We start from the raw sequence: 21,085 nt of genomic DNA on the forward strand, positions 1-21,085 counted from the left end.
TATGAATAATTTAATTAACCTATTACCACAAGTATTCCAAGGACTAAAAGTAACTATTGAGGTATTTATATTAACACTTGCGCTTTCAATACCACTTGGAATACTAGTTGCACAGGGACGATTATCTAAAAATAAAATATTGAACAAAATAACAAGTGGTTACATTTTAATTATGAGAGGAACCCCGCTACTTCTACAAATTGTATTTATATTTTTTGGCTTACCTATTATAGGGATAACCTTTGATAGATTTCCTGCTGCAATATTAGCATTTACACTTAATTATGCAGCTTATTTTGCAGAAATATTTAGGGCAGGAATAGTTTCTATAGATGAAGGACAATATGAAGCAGCTAAAGTTCTTGGTTTTTCTCAGAAATATATATTTTTTAAAATAGTTCTTCCACAAGCCATTAAGAGAATACTTCCAGCAGTGGCAAATGAGGTTATTACTCTTGTAAAAGATACAGCTTTAGTATATGTAGTTGGGCTAGATGAACTTTTAAAAGTTGGCAAGATAGCATCAAATACAGAAGCTTCTCTTATGCCGCTTTTAATAGTAGGAATAATATATTTACTTTTGATCGCAGTATTTAGTGAAGTCTTTAAAAGGTTAGAAAAAAGATATAGTTACTATCAATAGAGGAGGGATATTATGCTGAGAGTAGAAGACTTATACAAAAACTATGGTGATAATAAAGTTTTGAAAGGTGTAAATCTTGCAATTGAAGAAGGGGAAATTACTGTTATAGTCGGACCTTCTGGTGGTGGAAAAACAACCCTCCTTAGATGTATAAGTGGGCTAACAGAACCTGATAATGGATCTATAATAATAAACAATAAATATTTATATAAATATGGGGAAAGAGCACAAAAAAAGGATGAATTAGAAATACGAATGGATATGGGATTAGTATTTCAAAATTTTAATTTGTTCCCACATATGAGTGTCTTAGAAAATATTATGGAAGCTCCAAGGGTAGTTTTGGGAGTATACATTGAAGAAGTAAAAAATAAAGGTAAGGAGATATTAAGTTTTTTAGGACTTGCAAATAAAGAAAATAGTTATCCATTTCAGCTTTCAGGAGGGCAAAAGCAACGAGTTGCAATAGGAAGAGCTCTTGCAATGGAGCCTAGACTTATATGTTTTGATGAACCAACCTCTGCTCTAGATCCAAGTAGCACTGGGGAAGTAGCTAATCTTATAAAAAAGTTAAGTGTTGAAAAGGGCATGACAGTTTTAATTATTACCCATGATATGACTTTTGCAACAATGGTAGCAGATAGAATTTTATCTATGGATAATGGAGTATTAAAAAATGAACATATGTATATTTAAAGTAGGGGATAATCTATTTATGATGGGATTATCCTCCTTTCATTTCGTATATTATTAAGGGATAGTTTTACAAAAGAAATGAGAAAAAATATTAATGTACAAGTTATATATATAATTAATGGATAAGTAAGAGCTTTCCATAGAATTCTTACAATAATGAAAGACTAATGTAATAGATTTAAATATGAAGTTAGTTATAAAAAACATATAATTTACTTAAAAGAAACTATGGGAGGACATAAAATGAAAAAGTTAATAGGAATTATTGTAAGTATATTAATAATAGGTGGAGCTTTATTGTTAATAAATTCTAACGGTATAATTAATCTAGGTTCAACAAAGTATTACGTTAAAACCGTCAGTGAATACAGGGATAGGACAAGTGAAAATAGTAGAGGATACAATGTATATGAGTATAAAATAAATGGGTATGATAAAGAAGGAAATGAAAAATTAATTACATTCACAGCATCAAAGGTACTAAAGGTTGATAGATATTTAAAGGTATATGTTAAGGGTGAAAAAACAAAGAGCTATGAAGAAGTTGAAATAAAAGAACTACCTGATAAGGTAAAAGAAATTTATAAATTAAATTAGTTAATTCTTTAATGTTTTATTAAAGAAGGAAATTATGTTAATATAGGACTAGATAAAACATAATTTTTAGGGGATGAAGGCATAATGAACGCAATTAATCACTTTAAGACTATTACAAAGCATAAGTTATTAGTTATGAGATACTGCTTTAAGGTAGGTTTATATAAACAAGGACTTTTACATGATCTTTCTAAGTATTCTTGGGTGGAGTTTTCAGCAGGAATAAAGTACTACAGAGGTAATATAAGTCCTAATGGAATACAAAAGAATGTAGAAGGATACTCTAAGGCTTGGCTTCATCATAAGGGAAGAAATAAACATCACCTAGAATATTGGATTGATTATGGTATGAAGATTCAAGATGGATTGGTTGGTATGAAAATGCCAAAGAATTATGTAATTGAAATGTTCATTGATAGAATGTGTGCCTCTATGAATTATGAAAAGGAGAAATATAGAGATGATTCTGCATTAATATATTATGAAAGAGGTAAGGACTATCAAATTATCCATGAAGAGACTAGGGAGCTGCTAGAACTTTTGCTTAATAAGTTAGCAATTGAAGGAGAACATGTAACTTTAGATTATATAAAAAAACAGGTTTTAAAATAAGAGCATAAAAGCCATCTGAAAGGAAAAATTACTTCTTCAGATGGCTGTGTTTTTATTGGTTTTTAAATTTTGTATCATTAGGAATACTTTTTAATATAAATTTTAAATTTATAAATAATGAACATAAAATGAACAAAAGGTGAATATACAGGTGTAATACAGAGAAAAAAGGAGAAAAAAATAGAATTTGGGGAAAAAGGAACGAATATAAAGCTTTATTTTTTTGTAGTTTTATAGTAATATAATTATAGAATATCAATAAAATTTTGACGCATAAAGTCAAAATTTGTTGAGTTTATATCTAAAATCTTAATGTATATAGGGACAAGTTATTATTTATAAGTTTACAGAAAGTTACCATTATGATGTACAATCTAAAATTAATATGGAATTTTAATAGGATTTACTAAGCTGAAATACTGAAAATTAAGGAATTTAGACCTAAAGAGGTCAAAAAAATTTAAAATATTTGAAAACGTTTAGAAGTATATGAAGACTTAGAATATAAAAAAAGCATAAAAATTCTTACTTCATAGGATAATTATACACAAAGTATGAATTTTAGACATTATTTTTAGAAAATCATGCATATTTAAAAGTACATTATTAATGAAAATTCTTTCTGAAGTTATGAATAATATGTTAATTATATGCTTAAAGTAGATGTAATTAAGTAAAGTAATGATTACTAAGAATTTAGTTCATTAAAAAACTAATTACATCAAAAGAGGGGTATTAAAGAACATAATATCTCTTTAGATATAAATAATTTAAGCTACTATGTGTAGCCAACACTAATATTAAATTATTGGAGGGATTTACATGGCAAAGCAGAAAAGGAAATTGTCCTTTCCAACTGCATTCACAGTATTAATTATAGTATTGCTTTTAGCAGCAGCACTAACTTATGTGATACCAGCTGGTTCATACTCAAAATTATCTTATAATACGGATAGCACTAAGTTTGAGATTACTGCTCCGAATGGAGATATAACAGAAATGCCTGGTACTCAAGAAACTTTAGATGAACTTAAAGTTACTGGTGACATTTCTAAATTTGAAGACGGTAGTATTAACAAACCAGTAGCTATACCAGGTACTTATGAAAAAGTTGAACAAAGTCCACAAGGTATAATGGATATAATTCTATCACCCATTAACGGAGTATATGATACTATAGACATAATTTTATTTGTATTTATTATAGGTGGAGTTATTGGAGTATTAAATCACATTGGTGCATTTAATGCAGGGATTGCAAGTCTTTCAAGATTAACTAAAGGAAAAGAATACATATTAATAGTATTTATTACATTCTTGATTTCTCTTGGAGGTACTACTTTTGGGCTGGCAGAGGAAACTATAGCTCTGTATCCAATAATGGTTCCAGTGTTTCTAGCTGCAAACTATGACGTTATGGTATGTATTGCAGCAATATACATGGGTTCTTCTATCGGAAGTATGTTCTCAACAGTAAACCCATTCTCAGTAGTTATAGGTTCTAATGCTGCTGGAATAAGCTTTACAAATGGACTTAACTTCAGAATTATTGCTTTTGTTCTTGGTACTTTAATTACTATAATATATATCTTAAGATATGCTAAGAAAGTTAAAGCAGATCCAAGCAAATCATTAACATTTGCAGATAAAGAAAAAATCGAAGCTAAATTTGCTAGTCAAGGAGAAGCACCTGAGCTAACTTTAAGATTCAAAATTATATTACTAATATTCCTTTTAACTTTCGTAGTAATGATTTATGGAGTTTCTGTTAAGCACTGGTGGTTCGGTGAAATGACTGCTCTATTCTTAGTGTCTGGTATAATTATTGGATTCCTATCAAAATTAGGAGAGAAAGAGTTTGTAAATCAATTCGTAGCTGGAGCTGCTGATTTAATGAGCGTTGCCCTAGTTATAGGAGTTGCTAGAAGTATTAACCTTGTATTAGAAAATGGTATGATTTCTGATACAATACTTAATTTCTTCTCTAATGCTATATCAGGTATGAATGGAAATATATTCATAGTATTAATGCTTTTAATATTCATAGTACTAGGATTCTTTATTCCTTCATCATCAGGACTTGCTGTTCTATCTATTCCAATTATGGCTCCTCTTGCAGATTCAGTTGGACTTTCAAGAGACGTTATAATTTCAGCTTATGTATATGGACTAGGATTAATTTCCTTCATTACACCAACAGGATTAATTCTTGCAACATTGGAGATGGTTGATGTAACCTATGATAAATGGTTAAAATTCATCATGCCTCTAATGGGATATATAGCAGCATTCAGTGCAATAATGCTATTAATACAAGTAAATTTTAAATTTTAGAAATGCATAAAGATTTACAATAGAAACATATAAGTCCTAAAGGATTTTAAAATGTATTCTGTAGGATAGGCTATTTAACAGTCTATTCTACGGGATATTTTCTTTATATACTTTAAGAAACAGTAGTAATAGCTAATATCACTACTGCTCTTTGTGGTGGTATTCTTGGTACCACTTCGCAAAGCACTTATTGTTGATGAACACGGAGTGCTTTCATATCCAGAATGAACTGCTTGTGCAGAAGTATTACTTGCTGGTTAGTAGGAGGTTTCTGGAATTACAGTATCACAATTTTATAGTAAGAAAAAAGCTGTAGTAACTGACAAAAAAGAAATTACAAGAACTTTAATAGAGTTTATGCTGAATAAAAATATTATAAAAGAAGTTATTGGGAGTAATAAAAGAGTATGTAAATTAAGATAATAAAGATAAATTGTATATAATAAAAGTGTGCACAATCATAGGATTTTGCACACTCTTTATCTAACTAATTATATAGTTTTAGGTGGTTTTCTCCAAAGAGTTTCATTAACTGCTCTTACAGTTTTAGTGAATTTTTCGCAAGTTATAGAAATTTCTATTTTTTCTTCTGGAGATAACCTTTCACTAGAGAATAATCTCTTCATCCCATAACCAAATCCTAAGGTTCCAAAGCCGAATTGCATTTCTGGAATTCTACCTTCGTTTAGCTTCATATCCATAGGTTTTTGATTCTTTAGTATATCTTGCTTAGTTTTTTCAGGATGCTTATCCCAGAAGTATTTATATTCAGGATTTAATTTATAAGCAGTTTCATGAACTTCTTTAAGCAAAGTAAATTTTACATAGATATTGTTCATGGCATTTTCTAATCTTTTCCTTGCCTTTGCATTTGCTTTTTCAATCTTTTTTTCTTTTGACATTAAAATTCCTCCAAAATTCATATATGTATATAATAATTAATATTCAAATAAATTATAAGTTATAAACAATATTATATATAGAATTCTTTATAAATGCAAACTTTTACACAATTAGAGGGAGAGTGAGGTTTTATAATATTTCAGTAATCTTTTTAATTAAAAGATACAGTAAAAATAAATAATTTAAAAGTTCTAGTGCTGAGTCAAAAGTTAGGCCTAGTATTTTTATTATATAAATTGTACTTATATATATAGAATTGAAATTTATAATAGATCTATGAAAATATAATATTTGACTTTATATACAACAAATTTTATAATTAAAGTGAAAATATAAATAAATAAATTCACATAAATGAAAATATTTTAACAATATGAATTTTATTTATAAGTGTATGTTGAGGTGATATGTTGAATTTACCAAAAATTATTAATATTCAAAAGTATTCTATCCATGATGGAGATGGAATTCGTACAACTATATTTTTTAAGGGATGTCCCCTTTCTTGCTTATGGTGTCATAACCCAGAAAGTCAAAATTATAGTGAAGAGCTTATGTACAATGAAGGAAAATGTACAGGGTGTATGATATGTATAGAAACTTGCCATCAAAGGGCAATCTCAAAGGAAGAAAATCATGTTGTTACAGATAGAAATAAGTGTGATCTTTGTAAGAATTGCCTTGACTATTGCGTAAATAATGCTCGTGAAATAGTAGGGAAAGAGTATACAGTAGCACAGCTTATTAAGGAAGCAGAGAAGGATAGAATGTTTTATGAGGAATCAAGTGGAGGGATTACATTATCTGGTGGAGAGGTAATGACTCAAAACATGGATTATATAGAAGAATTATTAAAAAAGTTAAAGAAAAAGGGTTATAACATTGCCATTGATACTTGTGGGCAAGCACCCTATGAAAATTACAAAAGAGTACTTAATTATGTGGATACTTTTTTATATGATATAAAGCTTATGGATAATGAAAGGCACATGAAGTATATAGGAAAATCCAATAAGGTTATTCTTTATAATTTAAAAAAGTTAAGTGAAACTGGAGCAAATATAAATATAAGAATACCTTTGGTTGAGGGTATTAATGCAGATGATGAATCTATAGAGGAATTTATAAAATTTTTGAAGAATAATATAAATGTGCAAAAGATAAATTTACTTCCTTATCATAATACAGGTAAGAGTAAATATGAGAAACTTCAAAAGGTATATGACGGAGTTAATTTTGAAGCACCTAGTGAGAAAAGAATGAAGACCATAAAGGAAAGTTTTGAAAAGGCTGGGTTTATAAATATAAAAATAGGTGGATAACAATGATTTTTATGTTTAAGGTAATTTCAAGTATTTAGCTAAAAGATAGGAGGTTAATTTATGGAAAGAGGTATGAATGAAAGAATTAAAAAGTTAAGGGCACAAAGTATAAATACTGTTCCCAAAATATACATGGAGAGGGCAACGTTAATGACCGAGGCCTATAAAAAGTATGAGGGTTCTGTATCAGTTACAGAAATGAGAGCTTTAGCATTTAAACATTTTATGGAGAACAAAGCTTTATGCATTAATGATGGAGAGCTTATAGTTGGAGAAAAAGGAAATGGACCACAGACAGCTCCAACCTTTCCAGAGCTTTGCTGCCATACTCTTGAAGATATGCACATAATGAATGATAGAGAATTAATTTGCTTTAGGGTAAATGAAGAGGATTTAAAAATTCAAGAGAAAGAAATCATTCCTTATTGGGAAAGAAGATCTATTAGAAATAAAATTATAAATTCCATGAGTGATAAATGGAAGGCTTGCTATGAAAGTGGGATTTTCACTGAGTTCATGGAGCAAAGAGGGCCTGGTCATACAGTAGGCTCTGAAAATATATATAAAAAAGGATTCTTAGATTATAAAATTGAAATTAAAGAAGCTATAGATAAATTGGACTTCTTAAATGATAGAGAAGCATTTTCTAAAAGAGAGCAGTTAAATGCTATGAGTATTAGCTGTGATGCCATCATGATTCTAGGGGAGAGATATGCTAAATATGCTAGAGAACTGGCTAGCAAAGAAATAGATGAGAAAAGAAAAAAAGAACTACTTCAAATTGCAGAAAACTGTGATGTGGTACCAGCTCATGCTCCAAGGACTTACTGGCAAGCAATACAGATGTATTGGTTTGTTCATTTAGGAGTAACTACAGAATTAAACCCATGGGATGCCTATAGTCCAGGTAGACTTGATCAACACTTAAATCCCTTCTATGAGAGAGATATAGAGGAAGAAATTTTAAATGAAGATGAGGCTAAGGAACTTTTGGAATGTCTATGGATTAAGTTTAATAATCAACCATCACCTCCAAAGGTTGGAGTAACCTTAAAGGAAAGTGGTACTTACACTGATTTTGTCAACATAAACACTGGTGGAATTACGCAAGAAGGACAAGATGGGGTTAATGATGTAAGTTATTTAATCCTAGATTGTATGGATGAAATGCAGTTACTTCAGCCAAGTTCAAATGTACAAATCAGTAAGAAAACACCTAAGAAATTTTTAAAAAGAGCTTGTGAAATATCTAGAGAGGGCTGGGGTCAACCTGCTTTTTACAATACAGAGGCTATTGTACAAGAACTACTTAATGCAGGTAAATCCATAGAAGATGCAAGAAGAGGTGGTACTAGTGGATGTGTTGAAACTGGTGCTTTTGGAAATGAAGCCTATATTTTAACTGGATATTTTAATCTGCCCAAGATATTGGAATTAACTCTATTTAATGGATATGATAAAGTAAGTGGAAAACAACTAGGGCCACAACTTGGATATGCTAAGGATTTTAAAACCTATGAAGAGTTATTTGAAGCTTATAAAAATCAAATAGAGTATTTTGCAGATATAAAAATAGAAGGAAGTAATATCATTGAAAAAATATATGCAGATTATATGCCGGCACCTTTCCTTTCAATTATAACTAATGATTGTATAGAGAAAGGGAAAGACTATAATGAAGGAGGAGCTCGTTATAATACTAACTACATTCAAGGTGTTGGAATAGGAACAATTACAGATTCTCTAGCTGCTATAAAATATAATGTATATGATGAAAAGAAATTTACCATGGAAAAATTGATAGAAGCAGTAGAAAATAACTTTGAAGACAATGAGATAATTGCGAATTTAGTTAGAAATAAAACTCCAAAATACGGCAATGATGATGACTATGCTGATGAAATAATGACATCAGTATTTAATACCTATAATAAAATCATCACAGGCAGACCAAATGTTAAGGGTGGATGCTATAGAATTAATATGCTACCTACAACTTGCCACGTTTACTTTGGAGAGGTGATGATAGCTAGTCCAAATGGGCGACTTGCTCATAAACCAGTATCAGAAGGAATATCACCTGAAAAGGGAGCAGATACTAATGGACCAACAGCAGTTATAAAATCAGCCTCTAAGATGGATCATCTAAGAACTGGAGGAACTCTTTTAAACCAAAAATTCACTCCAAGTGTAGTAGCAGGAGAAGAAGGACTAGACCACATGGCCAACTTAATAAGAACCTACTTTAACATGGATGGACATCATATTCAATTCAACGTAATTGATAGAGAAACTCTAATAGAAGCCCAAAAACATCCTGAGGATTATAAGGATTTAATAGTAAGGGTTGCAGGTTACAGTGACCACTTCAGAAATTTAAGCAAAGAACTTCAAGATGAAATAATAAACAGAACAGAACAGGGATTCAACTGACGCTCTAAATCTACGATTTAGTTAGCGGAAGTTACTCCACCGAATAAATATAAGGAAGAGTATAATATAAAATATAGAAATAAAGGGGTCTTTAAAATGGAAATGAAGTTAGGATTTATTGGTTGTGGAAATATGGCAAAGGCTATGATTGGAGGAATTATTTCTTCAAAGATCCTTGGTGCAGAGGAAATTATAGCTTCTGATGCATATGCTGAGGGATTATCAAAGGCAAATAAAGAACTAGGTATAAATATTACTGCTAATAATAAAGAAGTAGCAATGAATAGTCAGGTGGTGGTTTTATCTATAAAGCCTCAATATTATGATAATGTAATTAAGGAAATCTCACCTGTGATTAAGGATGAAACTATTATAGTAACTATAGCTCCAGGTCAAAGTCTTGATAAGTTAGAAGGGCAATTTGGAAGAGCTATTAAGATAGTTAGAACTATGCCAAATACGCCAGCTCTTGTAGGAGAAGGAATCACAGGAGTGTGTAAAAATGCTTTAGTTACTGAGAAAGAATTAAAATATGTATGTAATATTTTAAGTGGCTTTGGTAAAGCTGAAGTTATAGAGGAAAGAATGATGGATGCTGTAGTAGCTGTAAGTGGAAGCTCACCAGCTTATGTATTTATGTTTATAGAAGCTATGGCAGATGCAGCAGTAATGGAAGGCATGCCAAGAGATAAGGCTTACAAGTTTGCAGCTCAAGCAGTTTATGGCAGTGCAAAGATGGTAATGGAAACAGGTAAACATCCAGGAGAATTAAAGGATATGGTATGCTCTCCAGGTGGAACAACTATAGAAGCAGTAAGAGTTTTAGAAGAAAAAGGCTTACGTAGCAGTGTTATTGAAGCTATGAAGGCATGTGCAAAAAAAGCAGGAGAAATGTAAATTTATTAAAGTTATTACCTGTCTATTGATTATCCCCAACATGTTAAATTATTATCATCTTTTAATATGTTACAATAGACAATTAACCTTAAATTACAAAACACAAACAATCAAAAGAACTAGAGGAAGGATATGTGTCCTTCCTCTAGTTCTTTTTGAATAAAAATTTCTCATAATCATGAATTTAGTTTCACATATAATTTTCCTTTGGAATACATTAATAATGATAAACTTTTAAATGAATTAAGAAGGAGGTTTAGAATGTTGCATAATATGGATGAGAAAGTAGATTCAAATAATACTTATCCCTTTGAATTTAATAATGGGCAGAATCATAAAGATGTAAAATACACCGCTGCTAAAGATGGATATATTATATTATTTCTTAAAAATGAGATAATTATGGGTCTCAAGGAGATTAATAATGTTACAACACTTAATTATGATGAAGACCAATTAAAGGAAATCACGGATACAGAGACTACTAATTTCTTTAAGATATTACTTAAGAATTCATTACCTGATGTTGAAATCATAGGGGAAAGAGAAGGTGATGAAAAGAAAAATTATTTTGATTTTTATGACCCTAATGAAGAAATTATAGATGTGCCTACTTATTCAAAGATAAGGTATAAAGGAATTTATCATGGCATAGATTTAGTTTTTTACTTTAACGATGGAAATTTAGAATATAAATTTATACTTCAACAAGGAACAAATCCAGGAACTATTAATATGACTTTTGAAGGCATAGATAACATTAAGTTAGGTAGAGGAAAAAATGTAGAAGTTACAGTTAAGGAATGTAAATTATCAATTCTAAAATCTAGTGTTTATCAAAGCTATAGTGAAATGAAAATAGAAGTAACTAGTGAATTTGAGATTGAGGGTAATAGTTTATCTATAAATGTAGGTCACTATGATAAAACTCTTCCCCTTGTTATTGAATCAGCACTGTCATACTTCAAATATTCGAGAGGAGAAGGTGATGACATGGAATATATAGTAGAAAAGGACAGCGTAGAAAATGCTGGAGTGAATGATGTAACAGATTTATCTGACATAATATATGGCGATTTGCCAGTGGAAGAACCAAAAGAAGCTGTAATTGAAGGAGAAAGTGATGACCATGAATTGAATACATTGGATAGAGATCATCATAAAAAACCAGACATTGAAGATATTTATAATATTATTACAAATTCACGTTATGGCTTAGCAGAGATAAAAAGAGAAGTGAGAGCTATAGAAAGAAATGTCAAGGAGACCATACGTAGATTAGAAGCTAGAAATAGGGAAATTCAATGTAAACTAGATTGTATAATAGCTTGTATGAACTGTAAAAGAAGATTCACATTAACTACTGGGAGGGTAAGAAGAGCGTGTAGAGTAGCTAATTTATTTATAAATATAAGAAATAACTCTAGAATACCAGTAGAACTAGAAATACGCAGAAAAAATATACGTAATGATATAAGCAAGGTTTGTACTATTTCCATAATAGTAGGACCAGATTCATGTAGGGAAGTTATTTTCCGTAACATTCCAGATACCTATGAAATAGAAATTAGAGGAGTTACAGAAGACGTAAGGGTAAGCGTAACGGAAGTATGTTGCGGAGATAATGGTGCTAGCAGACAAATAAGATTATGTAGGGCACCTGATCCAAGTTAAAACTAATTATTTATAGGAGTTTAAATAAAAGGGCTTTCGCAAAATAAGTTAATCTAAGTAAATGTTAAGCTTGTACTTATATTATTGCCACTCAGCCGTTTCGAAGCATTGATTTGCTAAAAGGATTTATTCAAGTTAAAATCTACAACACAACAACTCGTATTCACTCAAACAAGTTGTGTTGCTTTACGATTTTAGCATTCATAAATCCTGAGTAATAAATGTTCTAGGAGGTTCTTCTAATAAATTAGAAGAACTAAGTTCGAATAACTAAATCAAAGATTTAGATTCTTACTTATGCAAATGGCGTTCACTAACAATAATATTAAAGTACATGCTCAACAGTTTATATAAGATTAGTGATATATTTTGCGAAAGCCTCTTTTTATAATTACTCTATTACTTTTAAAATCATATCTGCAAATTTACGCTTTGGCATTGCTACTTCTTCATCATAATATCCAAGAGGCATAACTGAAACAACTTCTTCTGTATCAGGGATTCCAACAATTTTAGTTACCTTTGCTTCATCAAAGATACCTAGAATAACTGTGCCTAGACCTAGTTCTTTAGCCTTTAATAAGAAAATCATATTAGACAATCCGCAGTCATACATTTGCCAACCTTCACCCTTAGCAGAGTCAAAACTGCCATCACGAGTATAACCAGATCTAAACTTGACTACACTTGATACCATTATAACAGGAGCTGTTTCACAAGAATGCTTATTAAAATCAGGCATTGCATCGATTATTCTTTGTTTTGTTGCAGTATCTTTCACTGCATAATAACGAGTTACCTGAGAGTTTTTCCATGATGGTGCATAAGCAGCTGCATTTACTAATTCTTCTATAACCTGATTGCTTACTTCCTTTGAATTAAAGTTACGAATACTTCTTCTTGTTTCTATACACTTTTGAAATTCCATAATTAATACCCCATTCATTCTTTCTATTAATAGTAGTTTTCTGAGAATAAGATATAGTAGAAACTTTCCTTAAAATATCATTAAACCAGAGAAAACTTAACTTCATTACCTATTATAGTATAGGACACTAAGGCTATCAAGGGAAAGCAATGAATCTTTAAATATGTAGGAAACTAAAAAGTTAGGGCTAATAAATATTAGATATAAAAAATATATTGATTATATATAGTTAATATGGTAAATTGTACTTGTAATCTTAAATTTAGGAAGGTGGCAATGAGATGTTAATTAGATTCAATTGTTAGCTAAATTTTTTAAAAAGAAAAAATTTAATTTAAAAGAGGTTTTTAGGTTATAAATCTATAGTATTTCTATGGGATTTTTTGTGATTCTTCTTTTTAAAACAATTGAAATGAAATCAATCTTATTGAACTATTTCTAAATTTTACTTAATTATTATAATAAAAGCCTTTAATTAAGACATAAATCTTAATAAGGTTAAACTTTGTGTGGCTACTTTTAAATGGAAGTCATGGTTACCTATGCTCTGAAAAATTCAGTGACTTAAAAAGGTAATATAAGTTTATATTTATATAAAACTTTACTCATATGCTGGGTGAGGTAGGTAGTATATATTAAGTCAGAGATTTAATATATACCTAAGTAAAATAAAGTGTTAGGTCTAGCTATAAGAGAGATATCTTTCTTATAGCCTTTTTATTTATTCAATAATATGAGTTATTTAGAAAATAAGGATTTCTTTTAAGAAATAAAGAATTTTAAGAAGTGAAGCTCCATTAAAAATCAATAGACTTAGATTAACAAGAGAACAGCGAAAATTATGATTAATAAAGGAGAAAACAATTATGTATAATGAAGAAATAATAAGCCAAATACTGCTAAAACTTCAAGAGGATATGAACTTAGGAAATGATGATGCCATAAATAAATTCTGGGAAAAGGTTGAAAGGGAAGGTGCTCCTCTTATTGAAGATATAGAAGGAGATGAGAATAATTCCATTGTAACTGTAATTTGGAGACAGAATAGAGAGATTGATAATATATTTGTTTTTAGTGAAATCTTTGGAGGATGGATGTTCGGAGAAGGAGACAAGAAAACTAACTTATATAGATTAGGAAATAGTGATTTATGGTATAGAAGTGCTATTGCACCTAAAAAAGCTCGCTTTTTATATACGTTAATAGCAAATGTAGATGAAGAATATGAGTGGAAGGATGAAGATATAATCCTAGATCCTTTTAATCCTAAAAGGTATACCTGTCCTATAGATGATGAAAATCCTGAAGACATATGTTTACTTGTAGCCACTGAAAATATAATTGAGATGCCTGGGGCTAAAGAAAAAGTATGGACAAAGGAAAGAACTGATAATAAAAAAGGAAAAATTCATATGTCTAGATTTAAGTTTAAATCAGATATGGAGGACAGAAGAGTTTGGATATATACACCTTATGGTTATGAAGAAAATGAAAGTGAAAATAATCTAATGGTCTTTACTGATGGGTGGGAATATATAAATTTAGTAGAATCCACTAAAATATTAGACAATCTCATAGGGGATAAATATACAAGCTCTACCTGTGCTGTATTTATTGCAAGCTCAGAAAACAGATCCCAAGAGTTGCTTTGTAATAAAGAGTTTCTTGAATTTATAACAGAAGACATATTAACATGGGTTAGAGAAAATTATAGGGTGACTAAAGACCCTAAAAGAACAATTGTTGCAGGATTAAGTTTAGGGGGACAATTTGCAGCTTATGCAGCACTTAATCGACCTGATATATTTGGAAAGGTTCTATCACAGTCAGGGGCTTTTGCATGGTATATTGACCATAAGGGAGAAATGCAACTTGATTCTGAAGGAAATAGTAAACTAATAGAAGAATATAAGAATTCAGAGTTGTTACCGATAGATTTTTATTTAAATATGGGAAGCTTAGAGGGATTTACAAAAGGTCATGTGGAGGCAAATGACAGAATGATAGCTACATTAAAGGATAAGGGATATAATGTAGCATCTGAAACCTTTATAGGAGCTCATCTTTACTATGATTGGCAAGATAATCTAGCAAATGGGATAAAGGCGTTGCTAAATTATAAGTAATATGAGAGTAAAGCTTTTATTAAATATTTAAATGAGAAGCTTTCGTAAAAGATACAACGTTTGTGTCAGATTAGTCTTTTTGCGAAAGCTTCTCTATTATTAAAGAAGCTCTTTATAGAACACATCTAAGATTCCAAGATAATTATTCTTCCAAGGTTTATTCCTACCACAATAATGAATTATTACAGTGTTTTTCCTAACCCAATTTAAATCTAACTTTTGTCTCCAGTTTTCAGGGTCTAAGTTATAACGGGCTAAGTATCTATCACTGAGATTATAAACTATAGATTCTACAGTTTTAGTTTTAGAGCCATATAGACCGCTTAAAACGTCTTGGTCAGGTAAAAGAAGTCTGTTTTTAAATTTTTCAATATAGTCGAAGACTTGCTGGAAGTCTTGATACTTTCTTAAAAGCTCTAAATTCATTAACATAACGCCAGAGTTGATATAAGCACTATCTTTGTCCATGTTTAGGCGATATTCATTTATAAGTTGTAATGGCTTGTTAACATGAGAGGCAGCAATGAAAAAATTTCCTTCAAAGTTCATGCTGTATAGCTTTTCTAGAGAATTTATAACTACAATATCTGGGTCAAGATAAAGAATCCTATCTAAGGTATTAGGAAGATACTTAGCTGCAAATATTCTATAATACATCTCCTTAGGATATCTATCCGTCACTGGAGCATCCTTCAAAAGCTCATCTTCTATAACAATAGAAATAAATCCACATCTAGAATCATTTACCCCCTCATTTAATTGTTTAAAGTTTTCATCTGTAAGACTTTTATGAACTATATATGTATTAAAATTTGTATTTGAGTTTGATTTTAATATGGATTTCATCATAATGATTAATTGTGGTATGTAATTGGCATCTAAGGTTACTAAAATATTCATAATATCCTACCTTTCTATATTTAGTTATGAGTAAATCAATAGTTTAGAACCTCTAATACTGAGTATTTAAACCTTTATGTAAATCATAACATATTTTTTAAAGCCTGCAAAAGAAAGTGTATAAATCGCAGCAAGCCTTAATAATGTATACTCAATAATATATTATTACACGAAGATGAGAAAATTATATTAACATCATTCTTCCATTTTCATTTGCAATATATTTCACCATATTAATAGACATTCTACTTAAAATAATACAATTGTGTAAACATATTTAATCACTTATTGAAAAACTCATAGATAAATAATAATATACTATATAAAGAAGTAATAGTATTCTATATTTAAAGGGAAGTCTACTTAAAGGAGTAAAGAAATACTATGGATATTAAAGAACTAATTTATCTTATACCAGCAATTCTTATTGCAGTATCTCTTCATGAATTTGCTCATGGTTATGTATCTTATAAACTAGGAGATCCAACACCAAAGGCAACAGGCCGTCTTTCACTAAACCCATTGGCACACCTTGACCCAGTGGGAACTATATGTCTTTTATTCTTCCACTTTGGATGGGCAAAACCTGTACAAGTAAATCCATATTATTATAAGGATAAAAAAAGGGGCATGGCACTGGTAGGTCTAGCAGGACCTATGATGAACTTTTTAATAGCTCTTATATGTGCTTTTGCCATAGAAGTAATCTTAAAAGTCACAGGAGGCTATGGTGGAGATATCATTGTGTTTATGTTCAAACTCTTTAACTATACTTATATAATAAACATAGGGCTTGGAGTATTTAATTTAATTCCATTCCCTCCACTTGATGGTGCCAAGATTATTGGAGCATTATTACCAGAGGAAAGATATTTTAAATTTATGAAGTATGAAAGATATGGTCAATTAATTATATTTGCATTATTAATGTTTAATTTTTTAGATGGACCATTAATGATAGCAAGAAAAGGAATAGACAAGATTATATGGGGTATTGTGAAATTGTTTATATAAAAAACTATATATAGTATTATAGGGAAATATTTAAATGTAGAAATAGGAAAATAGATTAATATGGAACTATTTATATATGAAACTATTTAAATAGTTGTTGCCACCATGTGGGTTTCATAGATTTTAATGGTTAAACTAATTCATTAAAGCATAGGAAAATTTTATATTTTCTATAAAACTATTGACGTTACAGTAGGTGTAAGGTGTTTAATTAACTAAAATCAATAGGATAGGGGAGGCTACACATGAAAATAAAGGACGCGGAACTGTTAACAGGATTATCTGCAAAGACAATTCGATTTTATGAAAGTGAGGGCTTAATTTCAGTCAAAAGAAATTCAAATGCTTATAGGGAATACAATGAAGAAAATATTAAGGAATTAAAAAGGATAAAGATTCTTAGGCAATTGGAAATTCCAATTTCTAAAATAAAAGAGTTTAAAAATGGAGATGTACTATTAGAAAATATTTTAAAAGAAAAATTAGAAGAGTTAAATAAAGGTGAGTTAGATATTCAAAGTAAAAAGCTTACTATTGAAGTTCTATTAAAAGAGATAAATAAAAATCCTAATGCTGATTTAGATTGTTATCATGATGACCTTGAATATATTAAAAGTGAAGAATTCACTGAATTTTTAGGCGAAGTTAAGGAGCTAGGGGAAATTTCATTAACAGCTCAACTGTTTGGAACTTTAATGCTTAGTGGTCCATTATTGTGGCTTTGGATTAATATTACTGATAAAAATTATGATTCCATAGGCCTTAATAGTATCATGGCTATATTAAGTACAGTAATATTGACTTTAACTTGGAGAAGATATTTAAAGCAACCTAATAAAAAGACTAAGGGGACAGCCTCTGTATTTTTAATTTCAATTCTTATAATAATTTTAACCATTGCTATTTTTGTAGGTATAGGGAAGTTACAAGAGTCTATATTTGTACCAAAGAATTATTTAATGTTTATGTTTAAACCACCATATAGTTATTTGATTTTCTTCTTTGAAGTAGAACTAATTGCATTTTTAATTTCAAGAATATATAAAAAATTTAAGAATATAGAGTTAAAGTGGACTGTAGATCTTTGTAATTTTGCAAAGAAAAATATTGTAGTAACTATTCTTTTAAATATTGCTTTATTGTATATGTGCATTACTGGAATTACTGTAGTAACAGAAAATAAGATTACGGACTATAGTTTTTATAACCCACTGGGAAAAGAATATTCCTATAGTGATATTTCTAAGGTTGAAGCTGGATTTAATGGAAAGAAGTTTAGTATTTTTCCAAAAGGAGCAGGTGACTTTTATTATATTGTATCCTTGAATGATGGCAATAAAGTAAATTTTTATCAAGCAAATAGTGAGTTTGAAGATACTTATTTAGAACTTGAAATATTTGATAAGCTTATTATGGACACTGGTAAAGTTGAAAAGACATCATCTAAAGAAAATTATGAACTATGTGACTTTGATCAAAGATATGTAGATAGATTTTTGAGAATAATTGATAACAAGTAATTTGAAAATGGAGGGAATAATTAAGATTTAATTATTTCCAAGGAAAGTTGTTTTAGCAGTTTTATGTAGGTAATTTTAATCAGTTAATATTATGAAGAAGATTTAAAGGAGTTGTTTATATGTTTAAGGAAATGAGAAAAAAGGATAGAGAAGTTTTTGGTGAGGACATAGAAAAAATTTTAATTAATGGAGAATATGGAATTCTAGCAACTGTTGGTGAAAGTGGATATCCTTATGCTGTGCCATTAAGTTATGTTTACCAAGATAACACCATATATTTTCACTGTGCTAAAGAAGGGCATAAGCTCGAAAATATTGAAAAAAGTCCTAAAGTATCCTTCTGTGTTGTTACAGATACTGAAGTATTACCAGGAAAGTTTAGTACAAATTACAAAAGCATTATAGCCTTTGGAGAAGCAAAGGAACTAATTGGAGATTTAAAAGGGGATATTTTATTCAAATTTATTGAAAAATATTCTCAAAATTTTATAGAAGAAGGTAAAAGATATATTGAAAGAGCACAAGATAGTGCAAAAATAGTAGAAATTAAAATAGAACATATTACCGGAAAATCAAGAGGATAGAGAGATTAATTGAGTAATCTTAAATTTTATAAAGGCGCTTTCACAAAATAGACTAAGCTAAAAGAAATATTGAGCATGCCTATATATTATTAACGCTCAGCCGTTTCGGAATATTTATTTACTAAAGTATTTATTCAAGGAAAAATCTACAACACAACAACTCGTGTACACTCAAACAAGTTGTGCTGCTTAACGATTTTACAATTCATAAACACTAAGTAATAAAATATTCATGGAAGTTTTTCTAATAAATTAGAAGAACTAAGTTCGAATAACTAAATCAAAGATTTAGATTCTTACCTATCCAAATGGCATTCGCTAACAATAATATAAAAGTGCAAACTCAACATTCTATATAAAATTAGTAATATATTTTGCGAAAGCCTCTTTCTTTTTTAGCTATTATTCATCATAGATTAAATTAACTTATATATACATTATATTGAAGTAAATGTTACAATTAGAATATATTAAATTTAAAACCTATATTAATTATCTTTAAAAACAAATGCAGTAATAACTTATCAATCATATTATTAAAGTAAGACAATGAAAATTAGGATTTATATATTCGTTGTAACATTAAATGGAGGAATAAAGTTGAAATGTGATGAATTAATTGAGTATATAACAAAAAAAGTAGCTGCTCAGAAGCTAATAATACAAGATAGATGCTTGATAGTTGGAATTGATGGACAAGGATGTTCAGGGAAATCAACTTTATCGCAAAATATTAAAAAATCCTTATTAAAATCAGGAATTAAAGCTGAAGTAGTTTCAATTGATGACTTTTGTAATAAAAGAGCTACACGTTATTCTGATGAATTACCATGCTGGAAACAACAATATAATAATAATTTTGATTATATGAAGTTTGAAAATGATATTTTAAAACAAGCTAGAATAACAGGGAAAATAGAATTTAGTGATTTCGTTTTAGATACTTTAAAGGATGAATATACAAAAAAATTAGATGTTTCTTTAGGCAGTGAGGGGATACTCATAATTGAGGGTATATTTATATTTAAAAATGAATTTAAGAAATATTATGATTATAGTATTATGCTTGTAGTTGAAACAAATGAACAATTAAGACGAGCTTCAGAAAGAGATATATTTAAGAATGATAACTTAAAAGTGTTATTAAATAAATATAATAAGAGATATATTCCTGCGTATAAATTATATGAAAAGATTGATAACCCTTATTCCTTTGTAGATTTAATTATAGATAATACTAATGTAGATATGCCTAATATAATTAAATAAAGTAAATTATCATATGAATGTAATCTTTGTAGGAATGTGCTTATTTATATAGGTTTTATTACTTATAGAAACATCCTAAAAAGACATTCGGGGGGAAAGAAAAATGAATGAAGTTATTGTTAAAGAAGATAAAAAGAAAGGAATAAAACTTTTAATACTTGGATTTATTATGATGATTGTAAGTATTTATGTATTAATGATTGGACTAATTGAAACAAAACCGATTTATTTAATTATTGGGATAATATCTACAGTATTTTTTTGTACATGTTTTATCTTTGTTATTAAATGTATGTTAAATTCTATGCCACTATTATTGATAGGAGAAGATGGTATAACAGACAGGTCAACTGCTTCTAGTGTTGGTTTTATTGCATGGCAAGAAATCCAATCTATATATGTTCAAAAGAGTTTTAATCAAAGATTTATAGGAATAAGTATTTATGACTTAAATAATTTTATGAAAAGAATTTCGCCTATAAAGAGAATAATCATTAAAATAAATTTAATGTTAAATTACGCACCTTTATCAATAAGTTTAGACACAGCAGATATGGAGTTTAATGATGTACTATCATTATTACAGAAGAGATTAGAAGAATATAGATCTAGGAATATTCACTTTTAGTTTTA

General features: G+C 29.3%; 18 protein-coding genes. 15 read left to right on the forward strand and 3 right to left on the reverse strand.

Features of this window, described 5'->3' with window-relative positions:
• The first annotated feature begins 1 nt into the window (after window position 1).
• From ABDZ93_RS11875 to ABDZ93_RS11895, 5 genes are all read left to right on the forward strand, one after another.
• Complete coding sequence (locus tag ABDZ93_RS11875; protein ID WP_343826609.1) at window positions 2–643, forward strand: amino acid ABC transporter permease; 642 nt, start codon at window positions 2–4, stop codon at window positions 641–643.
• A 12-nt stretch (window positions 644–655) separates the two neighbouring features.
• Entirely contained in the window at window positions 656–1,339 is a 684-nt protein-coding gene (locus tag ABDZ93_RS11880; protein WP_343826610.1) for an amino acid ABC transporter ATP-binding protein, read from the forward strand.
• A 243-nt stretch (window positions 1,340–1,582) separates the two neighbouring features.
• Window positions 1,583–1,936 carry a YxeA family protein gene (locus ABDZ93_RS11885; protein ID WP_343826611.1) on the forward strand — a complete coding sequence of 118 codons (354 nt, stop codon included), beginning with the start codon at window positions 1,583–1,585 and terminating at the stop codon, window positions 1,934–1,936.
• An 84-nt stretch (window positions 1,937–2,020) separates the two neighbouring features.
• Window positions 2,021–2,548: a DUF5662 family protein gene (locus ABDZ93_RS11890; protein ID WP_343826612.1), complete on the forward strand. Its 528-nt coding sequence runs from the start codon at window positions 2,021–2,023 to the stop codon at window positions 2,546–2,548.
• Between the two features lie 822 nt (window positions 2,549–3,370).
• Window positions 3,371–4,882: a YfcC family protein gene (locus ABDZ93_RS11895; protein ID WP_343826613.1), complete on the forward strand. Its 1,512-nt coding sequence runs from the start codon at window positions 3,371–3,373 to the stop codon at window positions 4,880–4,882.
• Window positions 4,883–5,373: 491 nt separating this feature from the next.
• Here ABDZ93_RS11895 and ABDZ93_RS11900 read toward each other — a convergent pair whose 3' ends face one another.
• Window positions 5,374–5,784, reverse strand: a complete 411-nt coding sequence (locus ABDZ93_RS11900; protein ID WP_343826614.1) for a hypothetical protein — start codon at window positions 5,782–5,784, stop codon at window positions 5,374–5,376.
• 411 nt (window positions 5,785–6,195) lie between these two features.
• Between ABDZ93_RS11900 and ABDZ93_RS11905 the strand changes: the two genes are divergently transcribed.
• The 4 genes from ABDZ93_RS11905 to ABDZ93_RS11920 all read left to right on the forward strand — a co-directional run bounded on the left by ABDZ93_RS11905 (window position 6,196) and on the right by ABDZ93_RS11920 (window position 12,111).
• Window positions 6,196–7,107, forward strand: a complete 912-nt coding sequence (locus ABDZ93_RS11905) for a trans-4-hydroxy-L-proline dehydratase activase (protein ID WP_425544776.1) — start codon at window positions 6,196–6,198, stop codon at window positions 7,105–7,107.
• 60 nt (window positions 7,108–7,167) lie between these two features.
• Entirely contained in the window at window positions 7,168–9,540 is a 2,373-nt protein-coding gene (gene hypD, locus ABDZ93_RS11910; RefSeq protein WP_343826617.1) for a trans-4-hydroxy-L-proline dehydratase, read from the forward strand.
• 96 nt (window positions 9,541–9,636) lie between these two features.
• Window positions 9,637–10,437, forward strand: a complete 801-nt coding sequence (gene proC, locus ABDZ93_RS11915) for a pyrroline-5-carboxylate reductase (protein WP_343826618.1) — start codon at window positions 9,637–9,639, stop codon at window positions 10,435–10,437.
• Between the two features lie 261 nt (window positions 10,438–10,698).
• The gene (locus tag ABDZ93_RS11920) at window positions 10,699–12,111 is read left to right on the forward strand and encodes a DUF7948 domain-containing protein (RefSeq protein ID WP_343826619.1); all 1,413 of its coding nucleotides are present in this window, start codon (window positions 10,699–10,701) and stop codon (window positions 12,109–12,111) included.
• 391 nt (window positions 12,112–12,502) lie between these two features.
• Here the strand turns inward: ABDZ93_RS11920 and ABDZ93_RS11925 are convergent, their stop codons facing one another.
• Window positions 12,503–13,039: a nitroreductase family protein gene (locus ABDZ93_RS11925; RefSeq protein ID WP_343826620.1), complete on the reverse strand. Its 537-nt coding sequence runs from the start codon at window positions 13,037–13,039 to the stop codon at window positions 12,503–12,505.
• An 866-nt stretch (window positions 13,040–13,905) separates the two neighbouring features.
• On the opposite strand from ABDZ93_RS11925, the gene ABDZ93_RS11930 reads away from it, so the two are divergent.
• A complete protein-coding gene (locus tag ABDZ93_RS11930) occupies window positions 13,906–15,165 on the forward strand; it encodes an alpha/beta hydrolase (protein ID WP_343826622.1) in 1,260 nt (419 codons plus the stop codon).
• Window positions 15,166–15,264: 99 nt separating this feature from the next.
• Here ABDZ93_RS11930 and ABDZ93_RS11935 read toward each other — a convergent pair whose 3' ends face one another.
• The gene (locus ABDZ93_RS11935; RefSeq protein ID WP_343826623.1) at window positions 15,265–16,065 is read right to left on the reverse strand and encodes a glycosyltransferase family 8 protein; all 801 of its coding nucleotides are present in this window, start codon (window positions 16,063–16,065) and stop codon (window positions 15,265–15,267) included.
• 384 nt (window positions 16,066–16,449) lie between these two features.
• Between ABDZ93_RS11935 and ABDZ93_RS11940 the strand changes: the two genes are divergently transcribed.
• The 5 genes from ABDZ93_RS11940 to ABDZ93_RS11960 all read left to right on the forward strand — a co-directional run bounded on the left by ABDZ93_RS11940 (window position 16,450) and on the right by ABDZ93_RS11960 (window position 21,080).
• Window positions 16,450–17,079, forward strand: a complete 630-nt coding sequence (locus tag ABDZ93_RS11940; RefSeq protein WP_343826624.1) for a site-2 protease family protein — start codon at window positions 16,450–16,452, stop codon at window positions 17,077–17,079.
• A gap of 245 nt (window positions 17,080–17,324) precedes the next feature.
• The gene (locus ABDZ93_RS11945) at window positions 17,325–18,599 is read left to right on the forward strand and encodes a MerR family transcriptional regulator (RefSeq protein ID WP_343826625.1); all 1,275 of its coding nucleotides are present in this window, start codon (window positions 17,325–17,327) and stop codon (window positions 18,597–18,599) included.
• 119 nt (window positions 18,600–18,718) lie between these two features.
• Complete coding sequence (locus ABDZ93_RS11950) at window positions 18,719–19,183, forward strand: pyridoxamine 5'-phosphate oxidase family protein (protein WP_343826626.1); 465 nt, start codon at window positions 18,719–18,721, stop codon at window positions 19,181–19,183.
• 549 nt (window positions 19,184–19,732) lie between these two features.
• The gene (locus ABDZ93_RS11955; protein ID WP_343826627.1) at window positions 19,733–20,452 is read left to right on the forward strand and encodes a nucleoside/nucleotide kinase family protein; all 720 of its coding nucleotides are present in this window, start codon (window positions 19,733–19,735) and stop codon (window positions 20,450–20,452) included.
• Between the two features lie 103 nt (window positions 20,453–20,555).
• The gene (locus tag ABDZ93_RS11960) at window positions 20,556–21,080 is read left to right on the forward strand and encodes an STM3941 family protein (protein ID WP_343826628.1); all 525 of its coding nucleotides are present in this window, start codon (window positions 20,556–20,558) and stop codon (window positions 21,078–21,080) included.
• Window positions 21,081–21,085 lie beyond the last annotated feature (5 nt).

Source organism: Clostridium subterminale, from assembly GCF_039521425.1.
GTDB lineage: Bacteria > Bacillota > Clostridia > Clostridiales > Clostridiaceae > Clostridium_J > Clostridium_J subterminale.

Excerpts from the sequence above, each read along its gene's own strand:
- ABDZ93_RS11875 (WP_343826609.1), top strand. The coding sequence starts at position 2 with ATGAATAATTTAATTAACCTATTACCACAAGTATTCCAAGGACTAAAA.
- ABDZ93_RS11880 (WP_343826610.1), top strand. The coding sequence starts at position 656 with ATGCTGAGAGTAGAAGACTTATACAAAAACTATGGTGATAATAAAGTT.
- ABDZ93_RS11885 (WP_343826611.1), top strand. The coding sequence starts at position 1,583 with ATGAAAAAGTTAATAGGAATTATTGTAAGTATATTAATAATAGGTGGA.
- ABDZ93_RS11890 (WP_343826612.1), top strand. The coding sequence starts at position 2,021 with ATGAACGCAATTAATCACTTTAAGACTATTACAAAGCATAAGTTATTA.
- ABDZ93_RS11895 (WP_343826613.1), top strand. The coding sequence starts at position 3,371 with ATGGCAAAGCAGAAAAGGAAATTGTCCTTTCCAACTGCATTCACAGTA.
- ABDZ93_RS11900 (WP_343826614.1), bottom strand. The coding sequence starts at position 5,784 with ATGTCAAAAGAAAAAAAGATTGAAAAAGCAAATGCAAAGGCAAGGAAA.
- hypD (WP_343826617.1), top strand. The coding sequence starts at position 7,168 with ATGGAAAGAGGTATGAATGAAAGAATTAAAAAGTTAAGGGCACAAAGT.
- proC (WP_343826618.1), top strand. The coding sequence starts at position 9,637 with ATGGAAATGAAGTTAGGATTTATTGGTTGTGGAAATATGGCAAAGGCT.
- ABDZ93_RS11920 (WP_343826619.1), top strand. The coding sequence starts at position 10,699 with ATGTTGCATAATATGGATGAGAAAGTAGATTCAAATAATACTTATCCC.
- ABDZ93_RS11925 (WP_343826620.1), bottom strand. The coding sequence starts at position 13,039 with ATGGAATTTCAAAAGTGTATAGAAACAAGAAGAAGTATTCGTAACTTT.
- ABDZ93_RS11930 (WP_343826622.1), top strand. The coding sequence starts at position 13,906 with ATGTATAATGAAGAAATAATAAGCCAAATACTGCTAAAACTTCAAGAG.
- ABDZ93_RS11935 (WP_343826623.1), bottom strand. The coding sequence starts at position 16,065 with ATGAATATTTTAGTAACCTTAGATGCCAATTACATACCACAATTAATC.
- ABDZ93_RS11940 (WP_343826624.1), top strand. The coding sequence starts at position 16,450 with ATGGATATTAAAGAACTAATTTATCTTATACCAGCAATTCTTATTGCA.
- ABDZ93_RS11945 (WP_343826625.1), top strand. The coding sequence starts at position 17,325 with ATGAAAATAAAGGACGCGGAACTGTTAACAGGATTATCTGCAAAGACA.
- ABDZ93_RS11950 (WP_343826626.1), top strand. The coding sequence starts at position 18,719 with ATGTTTAAGGAAATGAGAAAAAAGGATAGAGAAGTTTTTGGTGAGGAC.
- ABDZ93_RS11955 (WP_343826627.1), top strand. The coding sequence starts at position 19,733 with ATGAAAATTAGGATTTATATATTCGTTGTAACATTAAATGGAGGAATA.
- ABDZ93_RS11960 (WP_343826628.1), top strand. The coding sequence starts at position 20,556 with ATGAATGAAGTTATTGTTAAAGAAGATAAAAAGAAAGGAATAAAACTT.